At 33.9% G+C, this 12,744-nt stretch carries 14 protein-coding genes; 3 read left to right on the top strand and 11 right to left on the bottom strand.

What is annotated here, in order from left to right; all coding sequences use genetic code 11:
• The first annotated feature begins 3 nt into the window (after nt 1-3).
• The 3 genes from NAT47_RS03165 (at nt 4) to hflX (ending at nt 3,235) form a co-directional block, all read left to right on the top strand.
• The gene (locus tag NAT47_RS03165; protein WP_250580196.1) at nt 4-588 is read left to right on the top strand and encodes a choice-of-anchor J domain-containing protein; all 585 of its coding nucleotides are present in this window, start codon (nt 4-6) and stop codon (nt 586-588) included.
• A gap of 5 nt (nt 589-593) precedes the next feature.
• Complete coding sequence (locus tag NAT47_RS03170) at nt 594-1,919, top strand: DUF5689 domain-containing protein (RefSeq protein WP_250580197.1); 1,326 nt, start codon at nt 594-596, stop codon at nt 1,917-1,919.
• 92 nt (nt 1,920-2,011) lie between these two features.
• Nucleotides 2,012-3,235, top strand: a complete 1,224-nt coding sequence (gene hflX / locus NAT47_RS03175) for a GTPase HflX (protein ID WP_250580200.1) — start codon at nt 2,012-2,014, stop codon at nt 3,233-3,235.
• A gap of 25 nt (nt 3,236-3,260) precedes the next feature.
• Here hflX and NAT47_RS03180 read toward each other — a convergent pair whose 3' ends face one another.
• From NAT47_RS03180 to NAT47_RS03230, 11 genes are all read right to left on the bottom strand, one after another.
• Nucleotides 3,261-3,764 carry a DUF2480 family protein gene (locus tag NAT47_RS03180; RefSeq protein ID WP_250580202.1) on the bottom strand — a complete coding sequence of 168 codons (504 nt, stop codon included), beginning with the start codon at nt 3,762-3,764 and terminating at the stop codon, nt 3,261-3,263.
• 79 nt (nt 3,765-3,843) lie between these two features.
• Nucleotides 3,844-4,167 carry an SUF system Fe-S cluster assembly protein gene (locus NAT47_RS03185; RefSeq protein ID WP_026980635.1) on the bottom strand — a complete coding sequence of 108 codons (324 nt, stop codon included), beginning with the start codon at nt 4,165-4,167 and terminating at the stop codon, nt 3,844-3,846.
• A gap of 71 nt (nt 4,168-4,238) precedes the next feature.
• A complete protein-coding gene (locus NAT47_RS03190; protein ID WP_250580204.1) occupies nt 4,239-4,658 on the bottom strand; it encodes a SufE family protein in 420 nt (139 codons plus the stop codon).
• Nucleotides 4,658-5,140 (bottom strand): hypothetical protein, encoded by a 483-nt coding sequence (locus tag NAT47_RS03195; RefSeq protein ID WP_250580206.1) that lies wholly within the window; start codon nt 5,138-5,140, stop codon nt 4,658-4,660. Before NAT47_RS03195 ends, NAT47_RS03190 begins: the two co-directional genes overlap by 1 nt.
• Before the next feature lie 13 nt (nt 5,141-5,153).
• On the bottom strand, nt 5,154-6,368 hold the full coding sequence (locus tag NAT47_RS03200) for an aminotransferase class V-fold PLP-dependent enzyme (protein WP_250580208.1): 1,215 nt from the start codon (nt 6,366-6,368) through the stop codon (nt 5,154-5,156).
• 71 nt (nt 6,369-6,439) lie between these two features.
• Entirely contained in the window at nt 6,440-7,609 is a 1,170-nt protein-coding gene (locus NAT47_RS03205; RefSeq protein ID WP_250580210.1) for a hypothetical protein, read from the bottom strand.
• Nucleotides 7,581-8,582 carry a DUF2157 domain-containing protein gene (locus NAT47_RS03210; protein WP_250580212.1) on the bottom strand — a complete coding sequence of 334 codons (1,002 nt, stop codon included), beginning with the start codon at nt 8,580-8,582 and terminating at the stop codon, nt 7,581-7,583. Before NAT47_RS03210 ends, NAT47_RS03205 begins: the two co-directional genes overlap by 29 nt.
• Nucleotides 8,583-8,731: 149 nt before the next feature.
• Nucleotides 8,732-10,048, bottom strand: a complete 1,317-nt coding sequence (sufD, locus tag NAT47_RS03215) for a Fe-S cluster assembly protein SufD (protein WP_250580216.1) — start codon at nt 10,046-10,048, stop codon at nt 8,732-8,734.
• Nucleotide 10,049: 1 nt separating this feature from the next.
• Nucleotides 10,050-10,802: a Fe-S cluster assembly ATPase SufC gene (gene sufC / locus NAT47_RS03220; protein WP_250580217.1), complete on the bottom strand. Its 753-nt coding sequence runs from the start codon at nt 10,800-10,802 to the stop codon at nt 10,050-10,052.
• Nucleotides 10,803-10,838: 36 nt separating this feature from the next.
• Nucleotides 10,839-12,287 carry a Fe-S cluster assembly protein SufB gene (gene sufB, locus NAT47_RS03225; RefSeq protein ID WP_250580218.1) on the bottom strand — a complete coding sequence of 483 codons (1,449 nt, stop codon included), beginning with the start codon at nt 12,285-12,287 and terminating at the stop codon, nt 10,839-10,841.
• 10 nt (nt 12,288-12,297) lie between these two features.
• Entirely contained in the window at nt 12,298-12,627 is a 330-nt protein-coding gene (locus NAT47_RS03230; protein WP_250580221.1) for a HesB/IscA family protein, read from the bottom strand.
• Nucleotides 12,628-12,744: the final 117 nt, after the last annotated feature.

Below are 12,744 nucleotides of genomic sequence, written 5' to 3' on the forward strand. Positions count from 1 at the left end.
ACTATGAAAATAAAATTTTTAAAAACAATGTTCTTGTTAACTCTTTGTACAAGTTTATTAACAAGTTGTGTAGGAGATGATGACTATGCAACTCCTACGGTTTATGAATACGCTTATACTGATGGTTTCGAAACTAATTGGGCTGATTGGACTAAATATAGTGTAACAGGTGCTCAAACATGGCAATTGGACACTCAATATGGTTTTAACAATTCTAATTGTGCAAAAATGTCTGGATATGCAGGTACGAATAATGTAAATGAAGATTGGTTAATTTCGCCAGCTTTTGATTTAAGTGAATTAACATCGGCCGCTTTGACTTTTAAAACTGCTTCAAAATTTTCTGGAAATGTTTTAGAAATAAAAATTTCGTCTGATTATGCTGGTGGTAATCCAAATGATGCCACTTGGATGGATTTAGCAGCTACGTTAGATCTTGATACTAGTAATTATAAATGGACAGGATCTGGAATAATAGATATTTCTTCTTTTGCTGGAGGAAATGTATATGTAGCATTCAAATACACTTCAACATCTTCAGCTTCTACTACTTGGGAAGTAGATGATGTTAAAATAATTAAAAATTAATAGCTATGAAAAAATTAAAATTAGTACTAACAACAACCATTTTAGCATCTTTAGTAGGATGTGTTAATGGCGATGATTATGGAACTCCAGATTTATCGAATGATTGTATTAGTATAGCTGCAACTAAATCTGTACAAGATATTGCAACTTTAGCTAATACTACTGTTCAACAATATCCAGATTCTGATTACATAGAAGCTTATGTTACTTCTAGTGATGAAGGTGGAAATTTTTACAAATCGATATCTTTTGTTTCTGTTGACGGAAATAAAGGTTTCACGATGCCAGTTGATTCGTATAATTTATATACAGAATTTGAACCTGGTAGAAAAGTTACCATTAACATGCAGAATAGATATTTTCATTACAAAAATCAAATTTCATCTTTAGAAATTGGTTCACTTTATGAAGGTAGCGTGGGAAGAATTTCTGGTGTTGAATATAAAGATGCTATCTTAAGAAGTTGTGATAAAGTTGATGAAGAAACTTTAGTACAACATATTTCACTTTCTCAAATTAATGATTCTTATTTACACAAAATCGTAGAGTTTGATGGGGTGCAATTCGCAGATGCTTCTTTAGGACACACGTATCATGATGAAGCATTATCTTTCGTTAATGCTACTGCTACAAATCATTCTGTAATTGATGCGGCTGGTAATTCAATAACTGTACGTAATAGTGCATTCGCTACATTTGCTTCAGAAGAAATCCCAAGTGAGAGTGGTAAAATTCGTGGTGTTTTAACTAAATACAATGGAACTTTTCAATTAATGTTAAGAACACTAAACGATGTAAAATTAACCAATGCTAGATTACACCCTGCAATCGAAAACTTTGAATCTTTTACAACAACAAACACTAATGTATTCCCTAATTATTTAAATATCACTGTTCAAGGAACTAATGATTGGTATGTAGGTTTATACAATGGCAATAGATATTTACAAGCAAGAAAAGGATCTAACTCAGGGGCTACTAAAATTTTCTTTGTAATGCCTTTCGATTTTGATACACATACAAAAGTTTCATTTAAAACATTGTATGGTTACATGTCTCAGACTTCAACACCAATTATGAAAGTGTATTATTCTACTAACTTCAATAGTAGTAACCCTACAGCAAATCTTGTAGATATTACGAGTAGTTTTACATTCTCAACTCATACGGGTACAGGTTGGGCACCTGCTTTCACAGATTCAGGTGTTCATACATTTACTGGAATGTCTGGTCAAGGTCATATCATTTTTGCATATGATGTTGCAACAACTTCTACAGCTAATGCAGAAACTAGACCTGGTGCACAAATAGATAATATTTTGTTTCAATAACAATTATTTTAAAACTAATTAAAAGCGACTCAAATGAGTCGCTTTTTTTGTGTTCTGTATTTAACTACATTTGCAATCTATAAAGAACGATTATGTTAGAAAAAGAAGTTATTGACTTTGAAAAATCAATTATAGTAGGTATTGTAACCCAAAATCAAAGCGAAGATAAACTAAATGAATATCTTGACGAGTTGGAGTTTTTAACCTATACTGCTGGCGGAACGGTTATAAAACGTTTCTCTCAGAAAATGGACAAACCAAATCCAAAGACGTTTGTTGGAACAGGAAAACTAGAAGAAATAAAATATTTTATCAAAGATAACGACATTAAAACCGTAATCTTTGACGACGAATTAACACCATCACAATCCAAAAATATTACTAAAGAATTAGATTGTAAGGTTTTAGATAGAACTAATCTTATTCTAGACATCTTTGCACAACGTGCCGAAACTTCTTACGCAAGAACGCAAGTAGAATTAGCACAATGCCAATATTTACTACCTCGTTTAACCGGAATGTGGACGCATCTTGAACGTCAAAAAGGAGGAATTGGAATGCGTGGTCCGGGGGAGACTGAAATTGAAACCGACCGTCGTATCGTACGTGATAGAATATCTTTACTTAAAGAAAAAATTAAGGTTATCGATAAACAAATGGCTACCCAGCGAAGTAATCGTGGTGCCATGGTTCGTGTAGCCTTAGTAGGTTATACTAATGTTGGAAAATCTACTTTAATGAATGCGGTTGGAAAAAGTGATGTGTTTGTAGAAAACAAATTATTCGCAACACTTGACACAACTGTTCGTAAAACAGTAATAAAGAATTTACCCTTTCTTTTAAGCGATACCGTTGGATTTATAAGAAAACTACCAACACAATTGGTTGAGTCGTTTAAAAGCACCTTAGATGAAGTGAGAGAGGCTGATTTATTACTTCACGTGGTAGATATTTCTCATCCCGACTTTGAAGACCATATTGAATCGGTAAATCAAATTTTGCAAGATATTAAGAGTGCAGACAAACCAACCATAATGGTTTTCAATAAAATTGATGCTTTCAAATCGGCTCATTTTGATGAAAATGATTTATCAGTTGAAAAGACAACTAAACATTACACTTTAGAGGATTGGAAGAGAACTTGGATGAGTAAATTAGGTGAAAACAGAACCTTATTCATATCCGCTACTGAAAAAGCTAATTTTGAAGAATTCAGAGAAAAGGTGTATGAAGCGGTTAGAGAAATTCATATCACTAGATTTCCTTACAATAAATTTTTATATCCAGATTATAAAGACGCTGTCGATAAAGAATAACAAAAAGACCTCAAATGAGGTCTTTTTATTTTGATTTAAATAAGGGAACTGCTGAACAAGCTTCACCAAACATAACGCTTTTAGCTATTTTAATCAACTTTTGAATCGCAAGCGTATAAACTTGATTAGGGACTTGTTTTTTTGAACAGCCTTTCAAAATAACCGGCTTTTGAAAATAGTCGGTATAATCTAACTTATTCAATATATCTTGGTACCATTCTATGACTGTTTGCTCTTCATTACCATGGAAAACTTTCAAAGCATGCGGAGCTAAATGAACCGTAACCAAAGCAAATGTCCAAGCTGGAAGTATCGCATCGGTAGAACAATACAGAGACACGTATTTGCCTTCAAATCGGGACCAATCCGTTTCTTTTAGTTTCGTCCTAAATTCCGATTCCTTAAGAATAAACCCTTCCAATAACCATTGCGAAATATCTAAACCAATCACATGATCATCTGGATAGTAATCTTCTAAATCGAAAACCATCAAAGAACTTTGCGCTACTTTATTTATTATTTCGTTCATTTTTAGTCACAGTTTTCAGTCGCAGTTTTCAGTAATACAAGTATAAAACTGTTTACTGTGACTGCGACTGCTTACTATTTTAAAGCATTCCTAATTCTAACTTCGCTTCTTCGCTCATTAAATCTTTGCTCCATGGCGGATCAAAAGTAATTTCAACTTCGCAAGATTTAACAGCATCTATAGACTTTATTTTCTCCTCTACCTCTTGCGGTAACGTTTCCGCTACTGGGCAGTTTGGTGACGTTAAGGTCATTAAGATTTTCACATCGTTATCCTCATTAATCATCACATCGTAGATTAAACCTAATTCGTAAATATCTACAGGAATTTCTGGGTCGTAAATTCCCTTTAAAACTTTGACTACATCTTCGCCTAAGTTGATTGTATCGTTAAATTCTTCCATTTTATTTTAGTATTCAGTGTTCAGTAAAAGTAATTAGTATATAAAAAACTTAATGTAATAAATTATTAAATCTATTGCTTTGCTTGAAATGCTAAAGCATACATTTTGATTTGTTTTATCATTGAAACCAAACCGTTTGCTCTTGTTGGTGATAAATGCTCTTTTAATCCAATTTCGTCGATAAAATCAGTATTCGCATCTAAAATATCCTTTGGTGATTGATTAGAAAATGCACGGATTAAAATCGCAATAATTCCTTTGGTTAGAATGGCATCGCTATCAGCAGTAAAAATAATTTTACCGTCTTTTTCTTCACCGTGCACCCAAACTTTAGATTGGCAACCTTTGATAATATTGTCCTCGACTTTGTATTGTTCATCGATTAACGGCAGAGATTTCCCTAATTCGATTATATATTCATAGCGTTGCATCCAATCATCAAACATTGAAAACTCGTCTACAATTTCTTCTTGTATTTCTTTAATTGTCATTATTTATTCAAATTTTTTGCAATACTGATTAACTCATTCACAAATACTTCAATCTCTTTTGGTGGTGTACCTCCATCAAACTCAGAAGAAGTGTAAGTCGTACTGTCTTTTACAAAAGCAAGTGTAGCAATAGTGGCACCATCAACTAATCTTTTGTCAGTAGGAGCTTTTAGATTGCTTAATCTTTGTAAATCGATACTTTGATATAAATCGGACAACTTCTGGTAGTCTGATTTTTTTAAATCCCAAAAAACCGGCTTAGCTTCTCGTACTGTAGTAACATAAATTCTAACGCCATCAATCGCAATTTTCTTGTAAAAACCTCTTGAAGTTTCAAGATAAATTACATTTGGCATATTTGTTTCTGTAACTAAACTTCCCTCTGTAACCACCATAACTGTATCCTCTTTTGAAGCCACTTTGTTGCATTTACAACTTACTAAAAAACACAACAAAGACAATGTTGATAATAATACTCTCATAATCTATTTTTTTTTAAGACAACATCATTTTCGCTTTTTTAACCGCTTCTACAAAAATATCAATTTCTTCCTTGGTATTATAAAAAGCAAAACTCGCTCTGATCGTTCCCGGAATATTGAAAAAATTCATAATAGGTTGGGCGCAATGATGTCCGGTTCTAACCGCTATACCTAACTTATCGATAATTGTGCCAATGTCATATGGATGAATACCATCGATGTTAAATGAAATTACCGAAGCTTTATTTTCACTAGTTCCGTAAATCGTTAAACCTTCGATTTCTTGTAATCTTTTGGTTCCGTAATCTAATAATTCTTGTTCGTAAGCCGCAATATTTTCAAAACCAATTTCATTCATATAATCAATCGCGGTTCCCAGGACAATTCCTCCTTCGATGTTGGGCGTTCCCGCTTCAAATTTATGAGGTAAATCCGCGTAGGTTGTTTTTTCAAATGTAACCTCAGCAATCATTTCACCTCCGCCTTGATAGGGTGGCAATTTACGCAACCATTCTTCTTTTCCGTATAAAATTCCAACGCCTGTTGGTCCGCACACTTTATGGCCTGAAAACACATAAAAATCACAATCCAAAGCTTGCACATCGGGACGTAAATGCGGCGTTGCTTGTGCTCCATCGATTAAAACGGCTGCTCCTACTCCATGTGCTTTTTTGATGATGTATTCAATTGGGTTAACTGTTCCTAATGCGTTTGAAATGTGATTTACGGTTACGATTTTCGTTTTTTCAGAAAGTAAGTTGTCGAATTCAGAAAGGATTAATTCTCCTTTTTCATTTATTGGAATTACGACCAACTTTGCTCCTGTTTTTTCACATAAAAATTGCCAAGGCACAATGTTGCTGTGATGTTCTAAAGCCGAAACCATTACCTCATCGCCTGCTTTTAGCAAACTAGCAAAACCATTCGCCACCAAGTTAATTCCGAAAGTAGTTCCCGAAGTAAAAATGATTTCGTGATTATGTTTCGCATTTAAGTGATTTTGAATTGTATTTCTAGACACTTCATAAGCATCGGTAGCCAATTGACTCAACGTATGTACCCCGCGGTGAATATTAGCATTGATTTCGCTGTAATATTTCGAAATAGCATCGATAACCACTTGTGGCTTTTGCGAAGTAGCGCCGTTATCAAAATACACCAAGGGTTTACCATTTACTTTTTGCGTTAAAATGGGAAAATCAGCTCTTACTTTTTGAACATCAAACATTTTTGTACAATTTGAGTACAAATTTACAACTTCATTGTTTATAATTAGAATAAATAAAGGTTAAAATCAAATTAAAACTTCTCTCCTGCTCCGCCGCCACTAAATCCTCCTCCACCAAATTCCATTGGATTGGATTGTATAGGTGCAGGTGTATTGGCATTCGCTAATGATAAAACCGCTTGGGCGTTAAATAATAAAGAATTATCAGAATCTCTATCGGGTTGGAACGTTATACCTTCGGTTTTATTTTTTAGCTGTTGGATAATCAAATAAGCTAATCCGAAAAGTAAAATTCCGCTAATTACCATAACGTATTCTATTGGGAAGAAATAGTAATAATGACGAATGGAGTAAAATCCGAATGCTAAAGTGGCAAATGCGGTGTATAAAACCAATTTGTCTTTCCATTGGATTCCCAAAAAGAAATAAAGCAACGGAATTAAAAAGGTGAGTCCGTAAAAAACAAAAGCAAGCGGAACATCGGATTTATTTGTGATTTCTAAGTTCATTAAAGATTGAGATAATTCGCGAACTACTAAATAATTCATTGATAAATAACCTAAAAGCAAACTCACAATTCGAATGGTATCAAACGTTTTGAAATACGGATAGTAATTTTGGTTTTTAGCCAAATGAACTACAAAAAAGTAAACCAAAATGGCTAAAATTAATCCCACAAATGACAAATAAAATTTTGGCATTATATCATGTTCGACTATTAAATTGAAAAATATCCCAACCAAACCTATGAAAGCCAATAAAGCCGAAATCGTATTGATAAAACGAATAGCAAAAAACACCCCTAAAACCAACATCGTGATTAAAACCGGCAATATAGCTTCGGTGAGAATTCCGATACCAATTGCGAAAGAAATTTGCGAAGTAAGCAAAAAGGCATCATCTAATCCGTGTCGAAAAAACTTCATATTCACCAAAACCTCTAATCCAATGTAAGCCACAATTGCATAAAAGAAGAAAATAATTTGATATTCCTCTGAAATTAAAGGAAATAATATTAATCCAAAAGCACTGATAATGGTTGAAATCAAGAAACTTCCCAAGAAAAAGAACCCAATTCTAAAGAAAAAATTAGCATTCGATTTTAGTTGGACTAATTGCGCGTAAATGTTTTGCAATTGTTCTTTTGACAAGAATTTCTTTAGGTATAATTTTTTCGCTTCTTCGGCCAAAAAATAGTTTTCTAATTCGGATTTATTGTACGCTTGCATTTTTTTTGGCATTAAATTGTTTGACTAATCGAATAAACAGATAAATACTCGCTACCACATAAAATGGCGCTAACATGGTTATAAATTGGTAAATAAATTCAAAATGAATAAACGAAATGATTCTTCCGCCTACAATATTCACTCCGAAGTAGCCATACAAAAGCATAAAAGCGAAAAGTGACGTAGCAAAAACGCGATAACTAAATTGGTAGAAATAATAAACATATCCAATTAAAATAGGAATGAAAATCCACCAATGATCGGAAACCAAACCTGCTACAATGCAAACGCCCAACAAATGCAAAGCAAACGTGGCATACACAAAATGGAAATGCGCTTTGATTTTTCCTTTAAAGGAATATTCCATCCAAATCAACAAAAGTATTCCTAAAATCAATCCAGAATAGGTTAATTCTAGATTAGAATAGACTTCATTTTGAAACAAACTTTTTGGTGTTATGCTGATTCCAATGAAAGCCGCCAAACTCGTAATCGCCATGGAAAGTACAATTCGATTATCGAAATAATACGCAACAGCGAAACATAAAATAGCTGAAATTAAAGAAACATAAGCATACGAATCATCAAAAATTTGATATTGAAAATTGATGTAACCCAAAAAGATACACGCCAACAAACTTCCGGTTAAAACCAAATAATCATGCAACGGATTTTCGAACAAAACCTCATCATTCGAATATCCTTTTGCTTTTTTAAAACTGAAATAAAAGCAAACCAACATCAAAATAAAATTAGCCGAAAGAATCGCTAAATGTCCGATAGAATCGATGTTGTTGTAAATAATTACTCCTATTCCAGAAGTAAAAAGGATTATAGAAAAGTAAATCATTAAAAGCAATTCGCTTCTCAAGGAAAAAATGCCTTTCTTTTGATAATCAGCAATTTCCTGTAAATCTTTATCGTTTAGAAACCCCTTTTGATGGAGTTTTTGAAGTTGTAGTTCTGAAAAATGTGGTTTTTCCATGAAGTAAAGTTTGAATAAAGATAAGGAAATTCTTAATTGTTTGAATAAAACAACGCAAATCCATTTTCTAAAATAGAAAAATAAAAAAGAGCGCAAGGTTTTCTACTTTGCGCTCTTTGTGTATTACTTAGTGTCTTTGTGGTTTAACACTACAAATCAAATCCCATATTTACGCCTAATTTATCAGCGATAATTCTACCAATTTTAGCTTTTAATTCTGGTATTTTAATGCTACTTGTTACTTCACTTGTAAAGGCATACATTAACAAAGCTTTTGCTTCTTTTTTCGGAATGCCGCGTTGTTGCATGTAGAACATGGCGCTTTCGTCTAATTGACCAATTGTACAACCGTGCGAACATTTTACATCATCGGCAAAGATTTCCAATTGTGGTTTTGCGTTGATAGTAGCCTTATCGCCAATTAAAATGTTGTTGTTTTGTTGGAATGCATCGGTTTTTTGCGCTTCTTTTTCTACGAAAATTTTTCCATTGAAAACACCAGTTGAACTATCATGTAAAATCGTTTTATAATTTTGATGACTTTCGCAGTTTGGTGTGGCGTGTTGTACTAAAGTATAATGATCTACGTGTTGTTTATCGCCAATAATGGTAATTCCTTTCAAGGTTGAATCGATTCGTTCCCCTTGGTGATAGAAATTCAAGTTGTTTCTGGTGATGTTTCCGCCAAACGAAAACGTATGCACCGCTACTCTACTCTCTTGCTTTTGGGCAATGTACGTATTGTCAATCAAATTGGCAGTTTGCACATCGTTTTGTACTTTGTAATAATCTACAATGGCACGTTTTTGAGCAAAAATTTCGGTAACTGAATTCGTTAAAACGGGATTCGAATTCAAACTTTGATGACGTTCTACGATTTGCACGTGAGCGTTTTCTCCAACGATTACTAAATTTCGAGGTTGCACCATCAAAGCCGCTTCATTTCCGGTAGAGAAATAGATGATTTCGATAGGTTTCTCCACCACTTTACTTTTTGGAATATTAATGTAAGCGCCTTCCAATGAAAAAGCCGTATTTAAAGAAGTTAAACTCTCTTCTTTGCTCGCAATTTGATTGAAATACGTATCAATTACCATTTTATATTTCGGTTTGGTCAATGCCGAAGACATCAAACAAACATCTAAACCTTCATGAGTTGTAGAAGACAAAAACGAACTGAAAATTCCGTCGATGAAAACTACTTTATAAGTGTCAATTTCGTGTAAGAAATACTTTTTTACGTCTTTAAATTCAATCGCATTATCCTTTTTTGGGAAAACCGAAAAATCATTTTTTAAAATAGCATTTAACGACGTGTATTTCCAAGCTTCCTCTTTCTTTGTTGGGAACCCTTTGTTTTCGAAATTTTTTATGGCTTGATTTCGAACTTCATGCAAATCTTCATTGTCTTTGATTTTTTCTTCAAAGGCCATAAAGGAAGCTAACATTTTTTCTTTCAACTCCATATTATGCTTCTTGTTCTTGTTTAATCCAGTCGTATCCTTTTTCTTCAAGCTCTAAAGCTAAATCAGCTCCACCCGTTTTTACGATTTTTCCATCCATTAAAACGTGAACGAAATCTGGAACAATATAGTCTAACAAACGTTGGTAGTGCGTAATTACTAATACCGCGTTGTTTTCGTTTTTCAATTTGTTTACACCGTTAGCTACAATTCGTAACGCATCGATATCCAAACCTGAATCCGTTTCATCCAAAATAGCGATTTTTGGTTCTAACATGGCCATTTGAAAGATTTCGTTACGTTTCTTTTCACCACCCGAAAAACCTTCGTTTAGAGAACGCGACAAGAATTTTCTGTCCATTTCTAACAATTCTGATTTCTCGCGGATTTTCTTTAACATTTCATTCGCTGGCATTTCTTCTTCACCATTCGCTTTGCGCTTTTCGTTGATAGCGGTTTTGATGAAATTCGTTACCGAAACTCCTGGAATTTCCACTGGATATTGAAACGATAAGAAAACACCTTTGTGCGCTCTTTCTTCTGGTGCTAATTCTGAAATTTCTTCACCGTCTAAAAAGATTTCTCCTTGAGAAACTTCGTAATTTTCGTTTCCAGCAATGATAGAAGATAAGGTTGATTTTCCGGCACCGTTTGGTCCCATAATTGCGTGCACTTCTCCTGCTTTAATTTCAAGGTTGATTCCTTTTAATATGTCTTTGTCTTCTACCGAAGCGTGTAAGTTTTTTATCTGTAACATTTTGTAAATGTGTTATATATTCGAATTTATGATTGACTATCCTACTGAACCTTCTAACGAAATTTCCAATAATTTTTGAGCTTCAACTGCGAATTCCATTGGTAATTTGTTCAATACTTCTCTACTGAAACCGTTTACGATTAAAGCAATGGCTTTTTCGGTTGGGATTCCGCGTTGGTTACAATAGAACACTTGGTCTTCTCCAATTTTTGAAGTCGTAGCTTCGTGTTCAATTTTTGCCGAAGCATTTTTACTTTCGATATATGGAAAAGTGTGTGCACCACAATTATTTCCCATTAAAAGCGAATCACATTGTGAGAAGTTACGAGCATTTTCAGCTCTTGCTCCAATTTGCACTAATCCTCTATAACTGTTTTGTGATTTTCCAGCTGAAATACCTTTAGAAATGATGGTCGATTTGGTGTTTTTCCCCAAATGAATCATTTTTGTTCCGGTATCCGCTTGTTGGAAATTGTTGGTTACGGCAATTGAGTAAAACTCCCCGATTGAATTATCGCCTTTCAACACGCAAGAAGGATATTTCCAAGTTACCGCCGAACCTGTTTCTACTTGCGTCCAAGAAATTTTTGCGTTTTTCTCGCACAAACCTCTTTTGGTTACGAAGTTGTAAACACCACCTTTACCCTCTTTGTTTCCAGGATACCAGTTTTGAACGGTTGAATATTTGATTTCAGCTCCGTCCATTGCAATAAGTTCAACAACGGCAGCGTGCAATTGATTTTCATCACGACTTGGAGCGGTACATCCTTCTAAATAAGAAACATAACTCTCTTCATCAGCCACTAATAACGTTCTTTCAAACTGACCGGTTCCTCCTTGATTGATACGGAAATACGTTGATAATTCCATTGGACATTTTACGCCTTTTGGAATGTAACAGAAACTTCCATCAGAGAAAACAGCTGAGTTTAAAGCAGCGTAAAAATTATCTTTCATTGGAACAACGGTTCCTAAATGTTTACGAACTAATTCTGGATGTTCTTTGATGGCTTCCGAAATCGAACAGAAAATAATGCCTTTTTCGTTTAATGTTTTTTTGAAAGTCGTTGCTACTGAAACTGAATCTACTACGATATCAATCGCCACGTTATTCATTTTCTTTTGTTCATCGATAGAAATACCTAACTTTTTGTACATCGCCAAAAGTTCAGGATCAACGTCTTCTAATTTTTTATTCGGATCGGCTTTTTTTGGAGCTGAATAATACGAAATGGCTTGAAAATCGGGTTTTTCGTAATTTACGTTGGCCCATTCCGGCTCTTCCATTTCTTGCCAAACACGAAAAGCTTCCAAACGCCATTCGGTCATCCATTCTGGCTCTTCCTTTTTCTTAGAAATGGCACGAACAATATCTTCATTTAACCCAACAGGAAATGTTTCCGAGTCCAATTCGGTATAAAATCCGTATTCGTATTCTTTATTTTCTAATTCGACTTTTAAATCGTCTTCTGTATATTTGCTCATATTTTTTGATTTATAGAGAGAAACTCTCTCCACATCCACAAGTTCTTTGTGCGTTAGGATTATTAAAAACAAATCCTTTTCCGTTTAAACCACCTGAAAATTCTAATATAGTTCCAGCCAAGTAAAGAAAACTCTTTTTCTCAACTGCAATTCTTACATTATTATCTTCAAATATTTTATCGTTTTCTCCTATTTCTTTGTCAAACTTTAATTCGTATGACAAACCCGAACAACCACCACTCTTTACGCCTACTCTTACGTAATCTTGGGTTGCATCAAAACCATCATCTTTCATCATTTCGATGATTTTTTTACTTGCTGTATCTGACACTTTGATCATTGCTATTTTGATTTTGTCTAAATTAACGGCAAAGATAAGTCATAAATTGCTTTTTGCAAGATTTCATAACATTTTTATAACTTATAGATTCATAGTTTCTGTTTATAGTATTTTTTG

Origin of the sequence: Flavobacterium fragile (assembly GCF_023634865.1) — a bacterium.
In the GTDB taxonomy this organism is placed as follows: Bacteria; Bacteroidota; Bacteroidia; order Flavobacteriales; family Flavobacteriaceae; genus Flavobacterium; species Flavobacterium fragile.